This is a genomic window from Vibrio qingdaonensis (assembly GCF_026191675.1).
GTDB classification, from domain to species: domain Bacteria; phylum Pseudomonadota; class Gammaproteobacteria; order Enterobacterales; family Vibrionaceae; genus Vibrio; species Vibrio qingdaonensis.
Genome location: NZ_JAKRRY010000022.1, coordinates 45986 through 66804, shown reverse-complemented (window position 1 = coordinate 66804; position 20819 = coordinate 45986). Strand labels below are relative to the sequence as shown.

Below are 20819 nucleotides of genomic sequence, written 5' to 3'. Positions count from 1 at the left end.
AAAAAAACGACACTATGTCTGTTGACTGATTTAGCTAGTGAGCCACTCATTGCTAAAATGGTCAACAGACACATTTACTTCCTGTAATTTAATCGTTATGCCAACGGCCACGATAGGCATGACTATAGTCTGGCTCATCAATCTGTGGATCTAATGCTTCACACGCTTTAAGTGGGCCAATTACGGTTCGATACGGTAAAACGCCCGCCCATGCTTTGATATTCATATCTGAAGCATCATCGTTTACGCCGTGACGACCGATTTTTACTGAAGCTTCATTCAATTCAATCGCTAATAAATCTGTGGCGGCGAGTTCTTTTTCGCTACTCAATCTCACTTCTTGTGTTCGACCAGGGGCAATATGTTCAATGAAGTGGTTTAAGATTCTATCTTTCTCATTGTTGTTTTCAATCGCCGTGAAGTTGCCAAAAACCATGGCGCTACGGTAGTGAGCGCTATGGTGAAAAGCAGAGCGAGCTAATACCCAACCGTCAAAAAGTGTAAAGGTTAAACAGGTTGCTTGGCCGGATTTTAATGTTCGCAGTAGCCGGCTGTTTTTCGCGCCGTGAATGTACACATGGTTGTTCAGCCGCCAGGCTAACATGGGAATGATCACGGGGCCGAGCTCATTCGTGATGGCGACATGGGCAATCAATGATTCATCAATGATATCGTACAGTGCTTGTTGCTCTAGCACGGCTTTATGACTGCCTTTTTTTATCTCAGTACGCTTAGTTTGTGACAACATCTAATTTCGCTCCCTAATCAATGTGATACCGTAAAAGTAATGAATATCTGGTACTGTTAAGAGTGCCAATTGATAAATAACTGTGGATCCAAAATGGCTGACATCGATACGGCGAACTTAGTTTTAGTGAATGAAGGGCATACACTTCAACAAGCACTATTTGAGCAGATTAGAGAAAAAATTTTGTGTGGTTCATGGCTGGCGGGAGCACGGTTACCTTCAACGCGAGCGTTAGCTTCGGAATTAAAAGTGAGCCGGAATACCGTCATATACACTTATGAACAGCTTCTGGCTGAAGGTTATTTGGTATCGAAAGCTAAATCTGGCTTTTTTGTTGCGGTGACGCCACCGGATCAGTTTTTGACGACGGTCTCGCCTATCTCACCAACGCCTCAAGGGACGAATAACTCACCAAGTAACCGTTTGTTTTCACCGGGTATCGCGGATCTTGCGCAGTTTCCAATTAAGCAATGGAACCGATATTTGCAGCGTCATGTCGGACGGTCTTCGTTATTGGGGAATCAGGATTTACAAGGGCTATTAGCGCTAAGAGAAGCTCTGGCGACTTACTTAACCAGTAGTCGCTCTGTTGAGTGTTGTGCCGACCAAATCATTGTCACGTCGGGTGCCCAGCAATCCATCGCCATTGCGTTGCTGGTGACACAATCTTCAAATGCTACCGCGCCTTTTTTAGTTGAGTACCCTGGATACCGACAAGTGGTCAAAGTGCTGGAGTTGTTCAATATTAAGCATGACTATGTGAAGGTGTCTGGTGGTTCGGGGCTTGATGTAGACTCCGTTGTATCTCGTTCGGCAACTGGGGTTTATTTGACGCCGAGTAATCAATACCCGATGGGGTGTTCACTCAATACCGACCAGAGACTGCAGCTTATAGAGTGGGCGAAACGTGGTAAGCGGTGGATCATTGAAGATGACTATGACAGTGAGTTCCAGTTTGACAGTCGCCCTTTTCGAAGTATGCAAGGGCTGGCGGCTCAAGCAAACGCGGCTGACCAAGTCATCTATATTGGTTCGACAAGCAAAGTCATGTTCAATGCGTTGCGAATTGGCTATATGGTGGTACCAAAACATTTGGCGGCGAGATGCTTAGAAGTTAAAGATGCACTGTCGGGTGATACGCCATCTCACGTTCAAGCAGCGTTGGCTGATTTCATTACCGAGGGCGGATTAGTTCGGCATATTCGTAAAATGCGTCGTGTGTATGAAGCTAAGTTTCAGGTAATGACAGCATCGATTCAACAATATTTCGGTAGGGATTGGGTAGTGATATCTCAAGGCGCTGGGCTGCATATTACTGTCGAATGGCGTTCAAATGTAGATGAGGTGTTACTGTCAACCCAAGCGGAGCAGGTAGGAATCGTGGTTCGGCCAATGCGTTTTTATCAGCCCGCACAAAACAAGATCATGCTGTCACGAGAGCCGCGTAACAGTGCGATTGTGCTTGGATTTGGCAATGCTTCGATGGATGACATTGCCCCAAGCGTGGAACGGCTATCAAAATTGTATTATGACTTACTTGATGAGCTTGAGTAAGGCTCTAAATTGTTCACCTTCTGCCGACTTTTGAAGTTCAAAAAGTGCCATTTCGGTGGAGGTCAATATCGCGCCAGCTTGCGCTAACCGCTGAATAGCGAGGGCTTTGTTTTCTGGCGTGCGTGAGGAGATGGCATCCGTGACAAGGTGGACGTTAAACCCTTGAGACATTAGATCCATTGCGCTTTGATACACACAAATGTGTGCTTCAATGCCTACAAGTAGAATGTGTTTTTTCGTTGGGTCGATTGCACGGCGAACAGCGGTACTTCCCCAAGCGCTGAAGCTGGTTTTGGCGATGGGCTTTCTGTCGGGGAGTTCTTGGCTTATCTCGTTGATTGTTCCTCCTAATTTATCCGGAATCTGCTCTATCCACACAATTGGCAGATCCATAAGCAGAGCGGCTTTGGTCATGGTATTTAAATGGCTAAAGAGGGCGTCCTTATCGTGCATGATTTGAGCAAGTTTGCCTTGTACATCGATAATCATTAATTGTGTGTGGTTTTGCTCTAACATGCTTACCTCTATTCTTTGTTGTCTCGATCCAATATGGCTTCAATTAGCCAATGTCCAGCTTGACCTAGTCCACTTCGCCAAGACATCTCGACCGGCCAAACCATCGCATTATCATAACGCCCGACATCCAGTTTTTTAACTAGACCAAGGTCTAGGTAAGGTTTAGCTAACTGTTCTGGGTATAACGTAAAACCGACCCCAAGCATGAGTAGATCATGCAGCTGGTAACTGCTTTGGTAGCGAATTATTTTAGGGCTGAATCGTAATGATTCAACCAACTCGGTTGTGGCGATTTCCCCTTCATTGGTGAGGATCTGTGGATATTGTTCTAAATCTTGTGGTGTCACCTCTCCTTTTAGCGCAGCAAGAGGGTGGTTCGGCGAGACTAAAAAGCACCATTCGATAGCATCGACAACGGCGTTATCGGTGCCTCTTATTGGATGAAGTTGAGCTGGTGCGATCATGATATCTGCGCCGGGTGTTTCTGAGCCCTCGGCTAACCCTTGGGTTTCAGCATCGATAAGGTTTAAGTCAACATCGGGAAACCGTTTTAGCATTTGCGAGATGATCTCCACAAAGCTTGGATAAAGCGTCATACTGTGAGTAGCGATGGTCAGCTGAGTTTCTTCACCTCGCTGTAGTGAGCGCGCTTTTTGTTCAATTGCAGTGAGTCGGGGAATAATATCGAGTGCTTGGAAGTACAGGGAGCGCCCCGCGGTCGTCAAAGATGGGCTTTTCCCTGCAACTCGTTCAAAAAGTATAACGCCTAGGTCCAGCTCCATAGATTGGACGGCTTGATTGACAGCGGACGCACTAACGCCCAGCTCTCGTGCGGCGGCGGAGAAGGAGCCGAGCTCCGCAATTGTTACCAAATAGTGTAGCCGTTCAGTCGTTAATAGCATGATAATCCTAGGCGAGAGAATGCGCGTAAAGTTTATACTGTAAACTTATTTGTTTAATTTTGCTCTAGGGTGCGCGCCCAAAATGACTTCTTTTGGTTGTTCATTATTGAACATATCAAAGTTATAGCGTTCTATTTGCCAAGTATCATAGCGGTCAAGAACGATCTCTTTAGCATTTTGATCCGTGTAGATAGTCCAAAGTGTTGGAAAAACATCGTTAGCATAGGGGTCTAGCTGACTGTAGCCAGCAAAAACGGAGGCGCCTGCCGCCTTCATGCTATTTAAGGCTTGTGTGTTATCTGAGACATCTCGAGCGTACATGTCGTCTAATATCGCTTTTGCTCTAAGGCGACGATCGTAGGCGCGAATGGTTGATCCTGCTTCGGTTTGTTCTTTGTCTAAATTCATATGAAATGAGAACTCTGGATCATTTGAAAGGTACTGTGCGCTAGGTGCGGTGTTTACGTCACCGTGGTAAATCTTAATTTCACCGTCAATGAACTCAATGACAGCACTATCACCATGCGCATCAGTTAAGTGGTAATGAACTGGAGCGGGGATACATTCACCTTCGTGGTTAGGTAAATCACACACTAAATCCTGAATGACATCGATACCTGACAGGTCGTCGATAACGTCTTTTACGGACGCGAAGTTATCGACGGCATAGCTTGGAAACTTAGATGCTGCAACATCAGGAATGCCTTCTCGCTCCGGCGCCATTTTTGTGTAATCTAACCCAAGATAAAGAATTCGAGCAACGAGACCTTGATCGTTCATGGCTTCAGCAACAATTTGTGGGCCAAAGGACTTAATTTTTAATGCGGCATATTTTGAGTGAGCAGTTAACCCCTCCTTCGTATCGGCATAGCGAGTTTCAATACCGCTTCCTACACCTACAACGACGGCATCATCATGCCCAAACCAGTCCATGGTGCGCACTGAAAGGCTTGCTGAGCCGTGATTGTATATTGCCGACGTACAAGCCTGGCTGGTGGCAACCATGCCTGAAGATAATGTTGCGGTAAGTGCGAATGTTAATGCTATTTTTTTCATGAGAACCTCATAAGTGTTTGCTTAGGTTGCGTACTTTGTGAGGTCATAATAGGCCGTCGTTGTCATTAGGTTAAATTATCACCTGTAAGTTACGTTAACAGGTAGCCAGTTGGCGTAGAGTGAAATTATGATCTAGAGTAATAAGTCAATAAAAGTGACGAGACCAAGGAAGAGTATGAGATCGCTACAGCAATGGTTGGATGCTTATGGAGAAAGCCACCAAAACAACACAAATCGAAAGATTCATAAGGTGGCAGTGCCTGGGATCTATTTATCAATCGTTGGGATTATTTGGTCCTTACCTGTGTTGTCTTTAGGTGTGGTGCAAATTAACTGGATATGGTTCGTGATGATACCTGTGATGATGTTTTATGCCAGTTTGTCTAAACAAGTGTTGGTGCAGATGCTGCTTTTCACTCTCGCATGTTTAGCCGTTATATCGTTTTTGGCTTTGTATCAAGCGCCGATTTTTTCTCTATCGATTATCCTCTTTATTGCATTATGGATTCTGCAGTTTTTAGGTCACCATATTGAAGGTAAAAAGCCCTCGTTTTTTGATGATATTCAGTTTTTGCTTATTGGGCCGATTTGGGTATTTCGCCAAAAATAAGGTTTGGCATCAGATTCGACAGGAATGTTTAATCAGAATCGTCAATGAACGAAGTTGGCCTCGCTGATATCGAGGCCAACACGTTAACGATTACTGAACCAAAGTGTCATGGTAATCCAGCAACGAATTCCCGCTAGTTTGTACCGAAAGATAGCTAGGTTGGTTAAAACCTGAATTATCGCCTTGCCAAGTAAGGTGCCCTAGCACCGACGTTAACTGCTCGCCAGAATCGATGGGGTCAAGGTAGGACAGCAAAGGTTCGGCTGATAGGTTCTGGCATTGAATCTTACTATTGTTGTTTCCTAAGTCGTTGAGGGTACAGTCAATGCCGTCAATGGGTTGCCATTGCCACAAGCGAGCGGGCGTTGCGAGTTGTACTGTGATTGAAAATGGTTCAAGAGAGGCAGCATAATAGGGGGAAACGACGCCTTCTAGCTGAACGTTACCTTGCATGGAGTCCCACCAAGTTAATGTCACGTGAGCGGTCGGTATATCGTCAACATTACTAGGGTCTGAAAAACCGAGAAATTCACTAAGGTTTGAGAATTGGTCGTTATCTAAATCCTCAGCACTGTCATCAATCAGAGGGTTGAGACCGAAAAACGCTTCGTAGCCATCCCACAGCTTGTCACCATCTTGATCACTAAAGTTAATCAATTTCGGATTGCTGAGTAGCCAAGATGGCATTATTTTGTCAAAAGAGAGTGTATTATCGTTATTATTTTTGATAACAATATGACTGGTCATTTCAAATTGATCTGGCATATCAGCGTTGGACTCTGTCTCATGATATTGCGCGGTGAGCAGCATAATATTATCGATAGCTGTAAATTGTAGCGTTCCTCCCGCAAGCACGAGTGGGGTCCCTAACACGTTGGGTAAATTTGAGTCTTGTTGAAAATACTTTATATCTTTCGATGAAATATCAATGTATCCAGTGTCAGACAAAAAGATCTTACCAGAGTGGTTAGTATAATTGGTAAAGAAAATATTACTTGAATCAGGACAATATGCCGAACTCTTAACATCAACCAATATGGATTCTTCGCCGGTATTCGTATTAACGCTGATATTACTTTCTTTGGTATGCTGACAAGAACCTAAATTGTTCTCCTTGATGGTGCCATCAATTTGAGTATAACGACCATCAGGTTGGGTGATTTTAAAGTTGGCGTATGAGGTGCTCATGGTGACTGGTTGCATGAGCTGTATATTGGATTCATACACATTGATTTGTAATGTGCCATCGAAGATAACACCGCTCCCATCAAGGTCACATTGCTGATAGTGTTGAATGTGATAACCCGTTTGAGTGAGAGAGTTAATATGCGTCGTAGTTGTACCTGTGCCAGTGGCACAGTTAAGTGCTTGGTCTACTTGATTTAAAGGGGCGATAGCACGTTGCGAAGCATAGGTGGTGACATTAGGTGTCCATGATGAATTGTTGAAAAGTAATGTATTACTGAGCGTAGCAGACAGTTTTTCCGGTGTAATTTTTTTGGCCTGATCCATATTACCTTGGTAGATTGGCGCTGTGTTTAAGGATGGAAAACTTTGGCTGTGACTTGTGCTTGCATCATTGCTTCCTCCGCCACCACAGGCGGTAAGTACGCTCACTGCGATTGATGCGAAAATATAAGCGTTAATATTCATTCTTGTATCCAATATTGATATATAAGTTTTTAAATTTGAAAGGACTAATAAAATTAATGCTATTAATAGCCGTTTCAGATCGCGAAGGGGGAGTTACACCTACTCTATATTGGTAGGTTTATATTTTTATAGGAAAGAAATGTTATATTAAGGAAGGGTATACAGAACGTGATTATATTCGCGTTTATAAAATAGTGTGTAAATTAATATTCTGATGATTAATAAATAAAAGCGAGAACGATTTTCATCGTTCTCGCCCTGTTCTGTTAGAATAAATGGCCATTTAAACTAAGGTGGAGCAAGATACTTGCCGCATAACCAAGAGCAATAACTGGCGCCCATTTTAAATGGCCAAAGAAGGTATATTTTCCATGAGCTGCGCCCATTAAGGCAACCCCAGCCGCCGATCCAATAGAGAGTAAGCTGCCGCCTACCCCGGCTGTTAAGGTGACTAATAACCAGTTGCCCATTGAAAGCTCTGGGCTCATTGTCAGTACGGCAAACATCACAGGAATGTTGTCGACAATGGCAGAGAGTATACCTACCATGACGTTAGCCCAGATAGGATCCCATTGGGTGTACATGATTTCAGACACCACACCTAGGTAACCAAGTAGGCTCAATCCTCCAACACACATCACCACGCCATAGAAAAATAGCAAGGTATCCCACTCGGCATGGGATACTCGGCGAAATACATCAAAAGGCACAATTGAACCTAAGCGCTTAAGTGCCATTTCATCATTATTGGCTATGGCCATTGCTTTCTTTTTAGCAATCGAGCGGGGCAGAGTTCGGCGTAGGAAAAACCCAAAAAACTGTAAATAGGCAAGTCCCATCATCATTCCCATCACTGGTGGGAAATGCAGTACTGCGTGGAACGCGACAGCGGTCGCGATGGTGAGTACAAACAGACCGACAATCCTTAGTGCACCACGTTTTAGCTCGATACGTTCGTGCACCGCGTCGGGTTGAGTCTTGGGAACAAAGAAAGACATAATGATAGCGGGGATAAGATAGTTAACAACAGAAGGTAGAAAGAGTGGCATAAACTCAGAAAAGGAGACATGCCCTGCTTGCCACACCATTAACGTGGTTATATCGCCAAATGGGCTAAACGCTCCGCCAGCGTTGGCGGCGATAACAATGTTGATACAAGCAATGTTGACAAATTTTAGATTACTTCCGCCCACTTTAAGCACGACGGCGCACATCAATAGAGCGGTAGTTAAGTTATCGGCAATAGGGGAGATAAAAAAAGATAGGATGCCGGTTAACCAAAACAACGTTCGAAAATTGAATCCTTTTCCCACCATCCAAGACTGAAGGGCATCGAACAATCGCCTTTCTTCCATTGCCGATATGTAAGTCATGGCGACCAATAGGAATAATAGCAGCTCTGCGTATTCAAGCAGGTTGTGCTCTAAAGCCGCTTTCGCGATTTCGACTTGATCGAATTCTTTGTAAACAAATCCGATGATGATCCAAATAAGACCTGCGGCGAGCAAGACGGGTTTGGATTTTCGTAGTTGCAGGTATTCCTCCATCATCACCAAGGTATAGGCGAGCCCAAAAATAATAAGTGCGGCGTAGCCGGCGGTCGATTGGGTCAGGTTTAGTGGCGCAGTGGAGGTGGTAGCGGAAGCAAGGGCGGAGGTAGAAAAAAGAGTGCTGGCAACTAAAAAGAGTAGAAAACAAAAGGGTCGTTGACGCGTCTTAATCATGTTTTGATCCTTCAAAAGCAAATAAAATCAGTCATTAACATTAATTACACGATATTTTAAAATGAAATCAACAAAATCGTTGTGAGCTAACTCTTATCTAAAGAAAACGCTGCTCATTTTTTGACAACCTTCTCTTCTCATCTAGTCTCTTAAAGAATAAGGAGAGAATATGTCACCTAAAGGATTGATACTGCTTCTATTATTGTTTGTTACCAACACAGCTAGCGCGGACGCTAAGGACTGCTATGTTGTCACTAATGCGGACGAATCCGGCCAATCTGCTGTTCCTACGCTAAATGCTGAGTGCCCGATTGGGAAAGGGATTTGGGGAGGTGCAAAAATACAACCTGAACTGCAGACATATTGGATTCAGTGTGGTTTCTTTCGCTCTTCTATTAGCGTAGACGACTGGAAGCCGCTGCAGCAACGACTTGATAAACCTGTATGGGTTAAGCCAGAAAAAGAAGGCTTGCGCTGTTTAATTGGACCATACGATGGTTATAGCCAAGCTAAAGTGGGGCAATCTGCAGTACAGGCTCTACCTGGCTACAAAGATGCATTTCTGCGAGCTTTACCTCAAGGTATTAGTGTTAAAACGGTGCACTCCAGTAAACCACTATCGCCTGATAGAAAATACGAGACTCCGCCAGCGAATGCAAAGTGGCAAGTGACCACACCTTATATGATCGCTGGTGAGCATGCTCGGCAAGATTGCTTGTGCTTTTTTTAAAAAATAGCGATGCAATGTAGTGTTGGGATGGACACCATTACACTAGTAAGCACGGATCCCAAACGGTCTAAGCTTTAGCGGTAGTATTGTATCGAGCTGCTCTAACTCTTCAGGGAAAATTTCAATAAGATCAAACTCATGGTCGTGATAGAGCTGGCGAGTTTTTTCAATCGTCTTAGTATCGACAGGGCCGTTATCGGTGCCCCAAAACTGAATGTAAACTTTGCCCTGTGGTAGGTAGAAGTCGCTAATTACATCGGTGTCGATCGGAAGTTGGCGCTGATAGGCGTGTAGAACGCTGCCCATATAAAGCCAGTTATCAATGATGAGTTCGCCTTTGGATTGAACATAATGGCCATCTAAAGTGCGGTGTTTGGCTGAGAACTTTTGTTTAAACCGAGAAAAAGAACGGTCGGTTGATTGATTATCTGCGTCACTGCCTTTGAATTCCCCCACCGATTGCTTCAGCCGCTTATTGCGAAGCAGGCTAGGGTGCCAAAGGACAAATGTGGCATCTTTCACCGAGTCGATACGCTGAAATGCGCCCGCTCTTAATCCGCTCTGTGTTACCAGCCATTGCTGCCCTTCTCGCTTAATCCAACCTAATTCGCTTAGCAGCAAGTTGATTTTTTTGGCTGGCATTGAAAAGTACTCGCCAATTTGAGTCGCGCTTAAGTGGGCGTCTGAAATGAGAGTGTCATCAATAATGAGGTTTGTTGGCCAGACAATAAAACGACCGTATTTTTCACTCTCTCTGTACTCTCCACCAAAGCGAAAGCCAATGTCAGTAAGTAGCCACTTCGACTCATGCCAAGAGAGGTAGCCCGCTTGCTTTAAGGTTGTGAATAGATCTTTGGCAACCATGTCTCGGTGTTTCGCTAATGCGGATGTGGAGAGTTTATCGTTCATTGTGATCCTAGAGTTGTGGTGGATGAGCCAATAACCGTGTTAACTCACGGGCAGCTTGTTGCGGAGAGCTCGCATGGCTAATGGCAGACACCAGAGCAATACCATGAACGCCAGTTTGGGCGATGGCAGAGATGTTTGTCTTGTTAATACCACCAATGGCGACAATCGGTAGTGTCGTTTGGTTGAGGGCATTTTCGAGGCCAACTAGTCCCCATTGTTTTTTAATATTACTTTTGGTCGCGGTCGCAAAGATTGCGCTTAACCCAATATAATCAATCGGTAGGTTGTTAGCGTGTTTAAGCTGCTGCTCATTTTCAATAGATAGCCCGAGTAGTTTGTTTGGTCCGAGTAACTGACGTGCGAGTTCGACAGGCATATCGGACTGCCCCAAGTGAACCCCATCGGCGTTAATCGCTAACGCGACATCAACGCGGTCGTTAATGATTAAAGGCACGTTCGAGCCTTCTAACACTTGCTTTATCGCCGCCGCCTTGTTGATAAAGGCGCGTATATCATGATGCTTTTCTCGTACTTGCACCATGGTTACGCCACCTTGAACCGCTTGTTCAACAACCTTGAGCTGAGTTTGAAGATCCTGCTGCTCATCAGTGACGAGGTAGAGACGATAAGGATTTAGCGGCATGTTTATTCCTAGATTTCGTTGATACTTAATCGTTCAGAGAGTGTCTTGGCATCAAGTTGATACAAGGCATCGAGTAAATTGAGTTGCAGCGAACCTGGACCATTTGATTGCTCGGCTGCGATCTCGCCTGCCACACCAAATACGGCGGCAGCAGCACCACCAGTGTGATCACCAACCGCAGCAAAAGCGCCTGTTACAGCAGAGAGTGAACAACCCATAGCAGTCACGTAAGGCATCATTTCATGGCCATTGTTCAAAGCGATGGTGGAATTAGGGCTAACGATGTAATCCGTTTTGCCTGAAATCACTACACTGCATTGGTAGGCATCAACTAGGGATTTAGCGGCATTAAGTGCAGCCTCACTACTATCCAATGCGTCAACACCCTTGTTGTGACCTTGCTCACCCGCCATGGCAATGATTTCTGACGCATTGCCGCGAATGATGAGATATTTTGCCGCTTCTGCAAGTTGACGAGCTGTGGACGTTCTTAACTGGCTTGCCCCGCAGCCAACCGGATCGAGGACAACCGTTTTGTCGTGTAAATTGGCCTGTTCGACAGCAAAAAACATACCCGGTCGCCATACACTGTCAATGGTGCCAATATTGATGACCAGTGCGCCAGCAAACGCCATCATCTCAGCCATCTCTTGCTTAGAATGCGCCATGATAGGAGAAGCACCGACAGCAAGAAGTGCATTGGCAGTGTTGTTCATAGCAACGAAATTAGTAATGTTAACCACAAGCGGTTTATTTTCACGCACTTGTTGTAGGTACTCGACAATTTTGCTTTTGTTCATTATTCGTCATTTTTTATGGTATGAGGTGGCAAGTATTCTAGCAGAGTGCGGTTGGTTTGCTATGCAATTTAGTTGAATCCGGTATGGTTGCTGGAGAGCTGTTTTGTTGTATTGATGGTTGGTATTAAAGCAGACCGAACGACGATAAAATTACAATACCTAACGTACATGTGATGGCCGATAACACCGTTGTGAAGGCAATGATATTAGCGGCGAGTGCAGAATTACTCCCCATTGCTCGTGCCATGACATAGCTAGCGGCAGCAACAGGAGACGCGTTCATGAAGAAGATAATCCCCATTTCGATGCCCTTAAAGCCCATTAGATAGGCGGCAAGGGTAATGCTGATTGGCGCCAATAGAAGCTTATAACCGGTCGCAAACCATGACGCAGCTTGTTCATTTTTCATTGAGTTAAGGTTTAGCGATCCCCCTGTACACAGTAGAGCCAATGGTAACGTCATACGGGCGAAGTAGTTTCCGGCATCCACCGCTATCTCAGGCACTGGTATGGAGAGGCTATAGAATACGATGCCAAATACAATGGCGATGATGAGCGGGTTTTTGGTGAGTGTTCTAAGCATGACTTTTCCCGCTTTTGTTCCAGATGCTTCTGAGCGAGGTGTCAGGCATATAACGGCTTGGACGTTATATAGAAATGTAGTGGCGGCAACATATAGCGCAGCGAGAGCAACCCCTTGGTCACCGTAGGCATTTGCCACGTAGGCTAGCCCAATAATAGCGGTGTTAGAGCGAAATCCACCTTGAATAATTACGCCTTTGTCAGGTGAGTTTCGAAACCAATAATTAACAGAGAGTGTCGTAAAAACAAAAAACAAGATGCTGGCAATGAGCCCAAAGCCAACAAATTGACTAGCGGCAGAAAAGTCATGCTTAGCGGTCACTATGCTGAGAAATAACATGGCAGGCAGTGTGACTTGAAAAACCAGCTTTGAAGCAACATCGATAAAATTTTCGTTGATCAAACCAATGCGCTTGAAGATGACACCAAGAATAAGCATCAAACAAATTGGTCCGGTTATTGATAAGGAAAAATGCAGCTGCTCCATAAGAACATTCATAACTCAATCCATGTTAGGTAAGGGACGTTGGTGCGGCTATTCTAAGCGGCTATTTAAGAGGTAATAGTGTCCCATAGGTAGACCGACAATTAAACGTGTGTTGAGAAATATAATAACGGTCTGTTGATAAATAGCACGACCGTGCTAAATTAAAGGCAATGATTCGACATGAGGTAAAAATGAGTAAGGGCAAACTAACCAAAGAACATATTCTTTGTCAGGCTTTTGAATTGGCAAGCCGAGAGGGATTAGAGAGCCTAACTATTGGCGAGCTTGCCAAGCAGTGTGGCCTGTCAAAAAGTGGTTTGTTTTCGCATTTTAACTCGAAGACGAATCTACAAGTTGCCGTAGTAGAATACGCTGAAGTTACGTTTCAGTCGCGTGTGATTGGTCCGGTTAGAGCCTGCGAATACCAACACATTCGGCTGAAAATCAATCACTTAATTGATAATTGGATAAGCTGGAACCAGTCGTTTCAAGGAAGCTGCATGTTTATTGATGCATGGCGTGATAGCCAGCAGGATGATTTGCAATCGGCATTGCGTAGTACGATTCATCGCTGGATAAACTACTTAACGATTCAAATTGAAAAAGGAATGGTAAGCGGTGAATTTAAAGCGGATTTGGATCCAAAGCAGGCAACGTTTGAACTCTACGGGCAGTACCTGAGTGCTCATGTGTTTTATTCACTTGTCGGTGAGCAGGAGAGTAGCCAGCGTTTTAGTAAAAGCGTTGAACGTCTGATGGATTCTTGGATGGATGATTCGAGAAATTAAATGGTTCTGAGGTTAATCATTCACGGAAAAACATTTACCACAAAAAAGCACGATCGTACGAATCGAGAGAAAGGAAGTGAGTCATGAGCGACAAAATCTATTTCAACACATCAAAAAAATTTAGTTTTAAGAAGCGACTGGTGAATCTTACCACTCGCACGCATCATAAATTGGCACCAAACCATGCGAAAAATATCGCGAAAAAGTTGTTGTTAACGCCAGTGCGATCTAAGCCAAAAAATGCTCAACCTGATGGGTTGGTTGTCGCGGATGTTGTCACGCCTGAAGGGGTTCTAAAAACGTATCGTTTGGGTCAGGGACCTGTGTGGATTTTGACGCATGGCTGGTCTGGTACGGCCAGCCAGTTTTTCCCTTTGATGGCGCATATTGCCCAGCAAGGCTTTACAGCGTTGGCGTATGATCATCCAGCCCATGGGGAAAGTGAAGGACAGTATGGGCACATTCCTGCGTTCGTTGGTGGCTTAGAAGGACTCTTGGATAGTGAAGACGACGTTGCTGGTTTAGTTGGGCATAGTATGGGGACCGCTGCGGCGCTAGAGTGCAAACATGCCAAGCTGGTGGATAAGCCTTTGTTACTCATTGCCCCTGTGCTGGATTATGTCGATAATTTATTTGGTAGTGTTGCTCGTTCGGGTTACTCAATGCGCCTTTTTGAAGCAGTTGTCGGGGATATAGAAGATCAGTATCGCTATCCAATTCAGTCCATTGACCCCTTTCAAAAGTTGTCACGCCGTCAAGCCGAGACCATCATTGTTCATGATGAGAAGGACAAGTTTACTAAGTACGACGTGTCAGAAAAGGCGTCAAAAGAAATGGAACGAGTCACTTTGGTGACGACTCAAGGGCAGGGGCATGGTCGAGTGATGCAATGCCAGGAAGCAAAAGATAGCTTCAACCGATTACTGATTAATATGCCTGCGCATATGTCGTGAACCCGAATAGACTCGTGCTCATAAAAATGCACGGGATAGTGCCTTAGGGTAAGTTGTTGCAATTATATCCATATTGTTGATGTGGTTAACAGATTGATAAATTTGTATTATGCGCTTGATTGGCTATGTGGGATCATAATTTGGTTCCGCAAGTCTTAACAATCGAGAATCAGCGCTTTGCTCCGATTTTAATTTTTATAATGGGCATGGTTAGCGTAAATGATCGCACTTAGATGCCGGTTTTTATTGAGAACTTGTGGTTTTGGGGAATTCACCCCGGGGGACTCCACCCCAGTTAACAAAAGGAAGCCATAATAATGAATAGAAACGATAGTGTCCCTTTGCCCTCTAACACCCGAGAATGGTTTTTAAACCGCAACAGTCTGATTATTCTTGCGGATATCGCGCTGTTTTTTGTCCTTTATAAAACGCTACCATTTGACCCTAATGTGGTGCTTGGAATCAGTATCCTTGCCTTCATTGCTGTGCTCTGGCTGACGGAAGCGCTGCATGTGACCGTCACTGCAATACTCGTCCCTATCATCGCGGTCTTGTTTGGCGTGTTTGATACTCAGACCGCGCTAAATAACTTTGCTAACTCCATCATATTCTTGTTCTTAGGTGGCTTTGCGTTAGCCGCGGCGATGCACCGACAGGGATTAGACAAAGTGATCGCCGATAAAGTATTGGTCCTTGCCAAAGGGCGGATGAGCGTCGCGGTCTTTATGCTATTTGGTGTGACTGCTGTGCTGTCTATGTGGATCAGTAATACGGCGACAGCGGCGATGATGTTGCCACTGGTATTAGGTGTACTCAGTAAAGTAAATGAAGAAAGTGGTCACAACACTTATGTATTTGTTTTATTAGGTATTGCTTATAGTGCCAGTATTGGTGGTATTGCAACCATGGTCGGCAGTCCGCCTAACGCGATTGCTGCAGCTGAAGTCGGGTTAACGTTTACCGATTGGATGAAGTTTGGCTTGCCTACGGCGATGATCTTATTACCAATTGCGCTGGCGGTACTCTTTGCCGTGTTGAAGCCAAAGCTAGACGGTGAATTCGAAATTAATCATCAAGCGGTAGAGTGGGATAAAGGTAAAATTGTCACCTTACTTATTTTTGCTTTAACGGTGTTCTTTTGGATCTTTAGTAAGCCAATTAATGCCATGATTGGCGGCTACGCAAAATTTGACACTATTGTAGCGCTCGGAGCGATCGTCGCGGTGAATTTTGCCCGTGTTGTCCACTGGAAAGATATCGAAAAAACGGCTGACTGGGGCGTTTTATTACTATTTGGTGGTGGTATCTGTCTCAGCAATGTACTGAAGGCGACGGGAACCAGTGTATTTCTAGCCAATGAGTTAAGTGCGCTTATTTCTCAGTTCGGCCTAGTGTTGATTATTTTTGTCATCGCAGCATTTGTGGTGTTCTTGACTGAATTCGCCAGCAATACAGCCAGTGCGGCATTGCTTATCCCTGTCTTTGCGGGTGTGGCTGAAGCCTTTGGGTTATCACCTGTTGTCCTATCTGTACTGATCGCCGTCGCAGCGTCGTGTGCATTTATGCTGCCCGTTGCCACGCCTCCTAATGCGATAGTTTTCGCTTCTGGCCACATCAAGCAACAGGAAATGATGAAGATCGGTATTTTGTTAAACATCGCTTGTATTATGGCCTTAACGGTCATTGTCATGATGTTCTGGGCGTAGGGGCTCGATCTCCCCTCTTATTGGTCAGCCAGTAAGAGGGAAAGCGACTGACTATTGGCACTATTGTTATAGATACTATTGTTACAGATAATATTGTTTCGGATATTGTGCTTGACGTTAGTCGCTTTGATATTTTTCCCAATGGTCTTGAAAATTAGCTTATTAGCTTATTAGCTTATTAGCTTATTAGCTTATTAGCTTATTAGCTTATTAGCTTATTAGCTTGGCAATAACACCTTGGAGCTGTTCGAAAATGACGTTAGCACCAATAGCAGATAAGTGAATGCCATCATTTTGATAGAGCGCCGTATGGCCATGCTCTCGTGCATAGGCTTCAAACGCTTGATAAATATCGACCACTTCCATGCCGAACGGGCCGTGCCCATACATTGTGACTAACCGTTTGCTGTGTTCTGTACTTAATGCTTCGATCGCATCTCGAATACGGGTTACCGTTGCCTGTTGATGAGCAAATAGTGGTAATGACCCAACAGGGTCAATAGGCGAGGTAATGATGACGACAGGTTGGATCTGATGGTGCTGTGCTTGTGCAATCATTGCGTTGTAATTGCAGGCAATCTCATTAATTGGCGCATCCCAGTTTAGATCGTTTAGACCACCGAAAATCACAACCACATCGGGTTGCTGGTCTATCACTTGTTGTTGAAATCGTGACATCATCCCAGTTGTTGTATCACCCGGAATTCCGAGGTTGATGAATTGGCTCCCGGCAAATGTAGACGCCAGAGCATCGGACCAGTTTTGTCCTTTTTCTAGCCCCCAACCTGCGGTTAGGCTATCGCCAAGTAAGGCTATTTGTTTCATGAATTATGTCCTATTGTTTCGTGGTTTCGATAGCGGTCTATTCGATGCTATTGGGGAGGTGCAGTGGGAAAGTCTGGATTTAAAAAGCCGCTTTATTAAGCGGCTCTTGGGCTTGACTAAGTGGTGTTGGAGTTAGTGTTGACTCACGTAGTCTTTAAAGCGTGCTTTCGTTGCATCATCGGCTTTGTTGTACCAGAAAATGAGCATCTCTTCCGCAGTGGTATCGCCAGCGGGGGCATTGACATTGGCGGGTAAAGTGACGGGGGTCGCCGTTGCTGCGACAGCTCCAATGGCCGCAATGGCCGCGACGCCACCTTTACGGTTGTAATCTTCTGCTTCACGGCTGTAATCACGACCAATTTGCATGCCATCTTTAATGAGTACGTCTTGCTCTACCGCTATCACGTTGCCTTGTTCATCTTTTAATGACCACGCAAAGGTATCGATGTCTTTTTTCGCCTGTCGCTCGTTTTGATAACTTGGAACTTCTAACGTCAGTGTGGTATTGCTTGCGTCAAATCGGGCAATTACGGCTTTACTTGGAACACTCACGCGCTCCTCGCGATTAAGATCAAAGTAGGGCTCAAAGCGAAATACGATTTGATTGGTACCATCGGGTAGTGTTGCGGTTTCGCCAGACGAGAAAAACCCGTTTGATTTTGAGTTAGCTTCACCAGCGTTGACGGATAGCAAGTCAACGGATTCAGGGATGTTAATCGTAACGTCAGCGACTGCGAATGTGCTGCTACTCGCTAAAAGAGCGCAGGTAAGAATTTTAAGTGCTTTCATTATGCTTGTCCTTCAAGGATTATTCTCAGTAGTTTAGCGCATCCTAGCTTGCCTATATTGCATAATGAATGCAACGAGTTACTGAGCGAACCCATCAAATTTGACGAAACTTCATGTGAGCGCTAGAGAGAGGCTTTATGGTTACCCAATATAGCAAACCGACAAACATTACAAACTTCATATGTTTTTTCTAGTATAGCGTGAATTACGCACCTTAATTTCGAATGGGTTGTTGTTGGGTATGATTATTGGCGGTGGCGATCTTATCTAATTGTATAGTAACAATATTTATTGTTTTTATGGTTTTCATAAAAGAGTGAGGTGTCTCGTGCAGATATGATGAGCTAGATTTTTGACGGTTTAGCGGCGTTTATCTATGTTAACTATCTTAAATTCGAATGGGTCGGCTTTATCTACGAATGGTATTTTAGTAGCATCACCATCGCCTATCGCTTGGGCACACACAAGGTACGGCTTTAGATACGAGTACCATGAAGAAAGGAATCTCAGTGTGGTACGTAACGAACACGACTAATTGAGATTTCTGTGCATACATCCCTTATCAAGACTTCACTGTTATCCCTCTCTCTCATTACTGTTGCGACTTCTGTCTTAGCAGAAGATGCCGCAAAGGTTGAAAATCATGCTGCCGAGAGTCGAGAGCCCACACCACAAAATGCAGGTGCAAGTAGCACGCCTTCGCAAGAACTTGCTAGCCATCAGCCTCAGGTAGCAGGTGAAGAAGCCCTACCAGATAGAAAGTTTGCAGCATTTCCTGTTCCGATTACTGATGATGCATTGGGGGTTGGTCTTGGAGTTAATGCGATGTATTTGCATGACCGAGCGGAAGGGGCAACAAACCCGTCTACCAGTATGTTTTATGGTCAGTATACGGATTCTGGCAGTGGCATGGCGATTGTTGGGCATGAACATGTTTTTGCGCATGATGCATGGCGTGCTGGATTTTGGGCGGGGCATTTTAGTTTGAATTTAAAATACACTGGCCGCGTTGGGATGCAATTACCAAAAGCTGCAAAATATTCAAGCTACTCGAATTTTGTCTATGGTGAGGTGCGTAAGCAGATTATCGATGACTTGTATTTTGGTGTTCAAGGGCTATGGAGTGGCGGTAATGCAGACTTAAAAGAAAAAGCGACGGCGGAAGAAAAGCGCGAATTTGAGCGTCAAATGAGCGGCAACAATAGTGCCGTTGGTTTTCTAATGACTTACGACTCTCGTGACAACATGATGGGTGCAAGTCAGGGCTTAAATGTCGACTTGAGCACATTACATTACTCTAAAGATAGCCGTACAGGTAAGCGATTTGATAGATTAGACGCAGAAATCAGTCAGTACTTTCCAGTGGGTGAAGATGTGCTCGCTTATCGTGTTATTGGTAAAGAAATGCTTGGAGACACGCCGGAATATGAATTCGTCACACCGGATTTACGAGGCGCTGATTGGAATAAATATCGTGGTAGTGCGATGTATCAGGCTGAAGTTGAATACCGCCGTAAGTTCTCAACATTATGGAGTGGTGTGGCTTTTGCTGGCGTGGCAATGGTTAAGAATGAGTATAAAGGTGCATCGTATAGTGTGAAATCAGACGTTATTCCGAGTGCAGGGGTGGGCGTTCGCTATTTGTTGAACGCAAAAGAACGATTTTCGATAGGTGCTGATGTGGCGGTCTCTAAAATGGGCAACACGAGTTTCTATATTCGATTTGGTGAAGCGTTTTAATTGATCTATCCCCCTGGTTGATTTGCCTTGGTGCTTGTATTGGTTGGGGTTATGAGTTGGTGCAATTATTGTGCTATTGTTTTACGATGACATGGTTATTAATAAGTGATTCAAAGGGTTGAATATGCTGAATATTGAGCAGCTAGTGGCATTTGTCGCAGCAGCAGAGCAAGGTTCCTTTTCTGCAGCAGCAAGGCACCTCGGAAAAAGCCAAAGCTCGGTAAGTATTGGTGTGAATAATCTCGAGGTTGATCTCGGTATTACGCTGTTCGATAGAAGTACTAAGTACCCCAAGCTCACCCCTCAGGGTGAACGGATGCTTTCACAGGCAAAGGTACTGTTGCGACAAGCCGAGCGAATCCGCAATTATTCCCGAGCAAGTGTTGAGAATGTCGAAGATACATTGAGAATTGCCATTGATCCGTTGCTACCATTTAGTTTACTGGAATCTGCGATTGAGAAAATGTCACAACGGTTTCCATTCACTCATGTGGATGTATCACGACTTGGTGCTCATTATCTCACGGCAGCCATCTCCAATGATGATATAGAACTTGGATTTAATATTGCTGCTGACGCGGTGCCGGAGGGGTTAGATTTTGTCTCTATTGCTAACATTGAATGGGTATGTATTTGTAGCCCAGACTCAATTTTTGCCGATATGGCGCAAGTGAGCAATGAAACCTTAATTGGTGAAAGACAGATTGTTTGTCGTAGCATGATGCAAAACCCAGTGCTGAACGCGCAAGGTGCATTTTCGCAAGATATTTGGCAAGCAGACGATCAAGAAGACGTGATTAAGCTGGTTGAGCAGGGAATTGGCTGGGCTATTGTGCCGAAAGACTTCATTGTTGAAAAGCAAGCATTAGGCACATTAATCGACTTTAGACCCGAATTCCAACGCTATGAAATGCTAAACTCCGCGGATGTGCTTTGGAAGTCAAATGCACGATTAGGACCTGCCGCTAAGTACTTGTGTGAAGTGTTAGGCGTGTTCTAGTACCACATTTTGCCAACTGATTATTTAAAAAAGGCTTATCCGAGCATTCGGGTAAGCCTTTTTTGTTATTGTGAATTGTACAGTCGGTAGGGTATCTTCTGCTA

General features: G+C 44.7%; 20 protein-coding genes. 8 read left to right on the top strand and 12 right to left on the bottom strand.

The annotated features are described in order from the left end of the window. Window positions 1-88 precede the first annotated feature (88 nt). Window positions 89-748 (bottom strand): pyridoxamine 5'-phosphate oxidase family protein, encoded by a 660-nt coding sequence (locus MD535_RS15910; protein WP_265676012.1) that lies wholly within the window; start codon window positions 746-748, stop codon window positions 89-91. A gap of 93 nt (window positions 749-841) precedes the next feature. Here MD535_RS15910 and pdxR point away from each other — a divergent pair, with 93 nt between their 5' ends. Next, window positions 842-2302 carry a MocR-like pyridoxine biosynthesis transcription factor PdxR gene (gene pdxR / locus MD535_RS15905; protein ID WP_265676011.1) on the top strand — a complete coding sequence of 487 codons (1461 nt, stop codon included), beginning with the start codon at window positions 842-844 and terminating at the stop codon, window positions 2300-2302. Here the strand turns inward: pdxR and MD535_RS15900 are convergent. Genes MD535_RS15900 through MD535_RS15890 form a run of 3 tightly spaced genes read right to left on the bottom strand, consistent with a single transcriptional unit; the run spans window position 2282 to window position 4776 of the window. Further along, on the bottom strand, window positions 2282-2818 hold the full coding sequence (locus tag MD535_RS15900) for a hydrolase (RefSeq protein ID WP_265676010.1): 537 nt from the start codon (window positions 2816-2818) through the stop codon (window positions 2282-2284). The genes pdxR and MD535_RS15900 overlap by 21 nt on opposite strands. Before the next feature lie 8 nt (window positions 2819-2826). Next, a complete protein-coding gene (locus MD535_RS15895; RefSeq protein ID WP_265676009.1) occupies window positions 2827-3720 on the bottom strand; it encodes a LysR family transcriptional regulator in 894 nt (297 codons plus the stop codon). Window positions 3721-3765: 45 nt separating this feature from the next. Then, the gene (locus MD535_RS15890) at window positions 3766-4776 is read right to left on the bottom strand and encodes a linear amide C-N hydrolase (RefSeq protein WP_265676008.1); all 1011 of its coding nucleotides are present in this window, start codon (window positions 4774-4776) and stop codon (window positions 3766-3768) included. A gap of 175 nt (window positions 4777-4951) precedes the next feature. On the opposite strand from MD535_RS15890, the gene MD535_RS15885 reads away from it, so the two are divergent. Then, window positions 4952-5386, top strand: a complete 435-nt coding sequence (locus tag MD535_RS15885; protein ID WP_265676007.1) for an Mpo1 family 2-hydroxy fatty acid dioxygenase — start codon at window positions 4952-4954, stop codon at window positions 5384-5386. 90 nt (window positions 5387-5476) lie between these two features. Here the strand turns inward: MD535_RS15885 and MD535_RS15880 are convergent, their stop codons facing one another. Further along, entirely contained in the window at window positions 5477-7039 is a 1563-nt protein-coding gene (locus tag MD535_RS15880) for a hypothetical protein (RefSeq protein ID WP_265676006.1), read from the bottom strand. Window positions 7040-7305: 266 nt separating this feature from the next. After that, complete coding sequence (nhaD, locus tag MD535_RS15875; RefSeq protein WP_265676005.1) at window positions 7306-8763, bottom strand: sodium:proton antiporter NhaD; 1458 nt, start codon at window positions 8761-8763, stop codon at window positions 7306-7308. A gap of 169 nt (window positions 8764-8932) precedes the next feature. Here nhaD and MD535_RS15870 point away from each other — a divergent pair, with 169 nt between their 5' ends. Continuing rightward, window positions 8933-9493 (top strand): SPOR domain-containing protein, encoded by a 561-nt coding sequence (locus MD535_RS15870; RefSeq protein WP_265676004.1) that lies wholly within the window; start codon window positions 8933-8935, stop codon window positions 9491-9493. A gap of 42 nt (window positions 9494-9535) precedes the next feature. On the opposite strand, the gene MD535_RS15865 is transcribed toward MD535_RS15870, so the two are convergent. The 4 genes from MD535_RS15865 to MD535_RS15850 all read right to left on the bottom strand — a co-directional run bounded on the left by MD535_RS15865 (window position 9536) and on the right by MD535_RS15850 (window position 12926). Beyond that, entirely contained in the window at window positions 9536-10402 is an 867-nt protein-coding gene (locus tag MD535_RS15865) for a glycerol kinase (protein ID WP_265676003.1), read from the bottom strand. Window positions 10403-10409: 7 nt separating this feature from the next. Next, the gene (gene thiE / locus MD535_RS15860; protein ID WP_265676002.1) at window positions 10410-11045 is read right to left on the bottom strand and encodes a thiamine phosphate synthase; all 636 of its coding nucleotides are present in this window, start codon (window positions 11043-11045) and stop codon (window positions 10410-10412) included. An 8-nt stretch (window positions 11046-11053) separates the two neighbouring features. Beyond that, window positions 11054-11845, bottom strand: coding sequence for a hydroxyethylthiazole kinase (gene thiM / locus MD535_RS15855; RefSeq protein WP_265676001.1), 792 nt, complete (start codon window positions 11843-11845; stop codon window positions 11054-11056). Between the two features lie 124 nt (window positions 11846-11969). Continuing rightward, window positions 11970-12926: an AEC family transporter gene (locus tag MD535_RS15850; protein ID WP_265676000.1), complete on the bottom strand. Its 957-nt coding sequence runs from the start codon at window positions 12924-12926 to the stop codon at window positions 11970-11972. 179 nt (window positions 12927-13105) lie between these two features. On the opposite strand from MD535_RS15850, the gene MD535_RS15845 reads away from it, so the two are divergent. From MD535_RS15845 to MD535_RS15835, 3 genes are all read left to right on the top strand, one after another. Beyond that, window positions 13106-13702 (top strand): TetR/AcrR family transcriptional regulator, encoded by a 597-nt coding sequence (locus tag MD535_RS15845; RefSeq protein WP_265675999.1) that lies wholly within the window; start codon window positions 13106-13108, stop codon window positions 13700-13702. A gap of 83 nt (window positions 13703-13785) precedes the next feature. After that, a complete protein-coding gene (locus MD535_RS15840) occupies window positions 13786-14655 on the top strand; it encodes an alpha/beta fold hydrolase (RefSeq protein ID WP_265675998.1) in 870 nt (289 codons plus the stop codon). Window positions 14656-14972: 317 nt separating this feature from the next. Then, complete coding sequence (locus MD535_RS15835) at window positions 14973-16361, top strand: SLC13 family permease (RefSeq protein ID WP_265675997.1); 1389 nt, start codon at window positions 14973-14975, stop codon at window positions 16359-16361. A 210-nt stretch (window positions 16362-16571) separates the two neighbouring features. On the opposite strand, the gene MD535_RS15830 is transcribed toward MD535_RS15835, so the two are convergent. Both MD535_RS15830 and MD535_RS15825 read right to left on the bottom strand, forming a co-directional pair. Then, a complete protein-coding gene (locus MD535_RS15830) occupies window positions 16572-17186 on the bottom strand; it encodes an SGNH/GDSL hydrolase family protein (protein WP_265675996.1) in 615 nt (204 codons plus the stop codon). 132 nt (window positions 17187-17318) lie between these two features. Beyond that, the gene (locus tag MD535_RS15825; RefSeq protein ID WP_265675995.1) at window positions 17319-17975 is read right to left on the bottom strand and encodes a DUF2057 family protein; all 657 of its coding nucleotides are present in this window, start codon (window positions 17973-17975) and stop codon (window positions 17319-17321) included. A gap of 546 nt (window positions 17976-18521) precedes the next feature. Between MD535_RS15825 and MD535_RS15820 the strand changes: the two genes are divergently transcribed. Both MD535_RS15820 and MD535_RS15815 read left to right on the top strand, forming a co-directional pair. Beyond that, window positions 18522-19715 carry a BamA/TamA family outer membrane protein gene (locus tag MD535_RS15820; protein WP_265675994.1) on the top strand — a complete coding sequence of 398 codons (1194 nt, stop codon included), beginning with the start codon at window positions 18522-18524 and terminating at the stop codon, window positions 19713-19715. A 124-nt stretch (window positions 19716-19839) separates the two neighbouring features. Next, window positions 19840-20715, top strand: coding sequence for a LysR family transcriptional regulator (locus tag MD535_RS15815; protein WP_265675993.1), 876 nt, complete (start codon window positions 19840-19842; stop codon window positions 20713-20715). The last annotated feature ends 104 nt before the right edge of the window (window positions 20716-20819 follow it).

Coding starts and splice junctions, on each gene's coding strand:
- MD535_RS15850 (WP_265676000.1), bottom strand. CDS start 12,926: ATGAATGTTCTTATGGAGCAGCTGCATTTTTCCTTATCAATAACCGGA.
- MD535_RS15840 (WP_265675998.1), top strand. CDS start 13,786: ATGAGCGACAAAATCTATTTCAACACATCAAAAAAATTTAGTTTTAAG.
- MD535_RS15910 (WP_265676012.1), bottom strand. CDS start 748: ATGTTGTCACAAACTAAGCGTACTGAGATAAAAAAAGGCAGTCATAAA.
- MD535_RS15895 (WP_265676009.1), bottom strand. CDS start 3,720: ATGCTATTAACGACTGAACGGCTACACTATTTGGTAACAATTGCGGAG.
- MD535_RS15815 (WP_265675993.1), top strand. CDS start 19,840: ATGCTGAATATTGAGCAGCTAGTGGCATTTGTCGCAGCAGCAGAGCAA.
- MD535_RS15845 (WP_265675999.1), top strand. CDS start 13,106: ATGAGTAAGGGCAAACTAACCAAAGAACATATTCTTTGTCAGGCTTTT.
- MD535_RS15880 (WP_265676006.1), bottom strand. CDS start 7,039: ATGAATATTAACGCTTATATTTTCGCATCAATCGCAGTGAGCGTACTT.
- thiE (WP_265676002.1), bottom strand. CDS start 11,045: ATGCCGCTAAATCCTTATCGTCTCTACCTCGTCACTGATGAGCAGCAG.
- MD535_RS15885 (WP_265676007.1), top strand. CDS start 4,952: ATGAGATCGCTACAGCAATGGTTGGATGCTTATGGAGAAAGCCACCAA.
- MD535_RS15835 (WP_265675997.1), top strand. CDS start 14,973: ATGAATAGAAACGATAGTGTCCCTTTGCCCTCTAACACCCGAGAATGG.
- nhaD (WP_265676005.1), bottom strand. CDS start 8,763: ATGATTAAGACGCGTCAACGACCCTTTTGTTTTCTACTCTTTTTAGTT.
- MD535_RS15830 (WP_265675996.1), bottom strand. CDS start 17,186: ATGAAACAAATAGCCTTACTTGGCGATAGCCTAACCGCAGGTTGGGGG.
- MD535_RS15900 (WP_265676010.1), bottom strand. CDS start 2,818: ATGTTAGAGCAAAACCACACACAATTAATGATTATCGATGTACAAGGC.
- thiM (WP_265676001.1), bottom strand. CDS start 11,845: ATGAACAAAAGCAAAATTGTCGAGTACCTACAACAAGTGCGTGAAAAT.
- MD535_RS15870 (WP_265676004.1), top strand. CDS start 8,933: ATGTCACCTAAAGGATTGATACTGCTTCTATTATTGTTTGTTACCAAC.
- MD535_RS15890 (WP_265676008.1), bottom strand. CDS start 4,776: ATGAAAAAAATAGCATTAACATTCGCACTTACCGCAACATTATCTTCA.
- MD535_RS15825 (WP_265675995.1), bottom strand. CDS start 17,975: ATGAAAGCACTTAAAATTCTTACCTGCGCTCTTTTAGCGAGTAGCAGC.
- MD535_RS15865 (WP_265676003.1), bottom strand. CDS start 10,402: ATGAACGATAAACTCTCCACATCCGCATTAGCGAAACACCGAGACATG.
- pdxR (WP_265676011.1), top strand. CDS start 842: ATGGCTGACATCGATACGGCGAACTTAGTTTTAGTGAATGAAGGGCAT.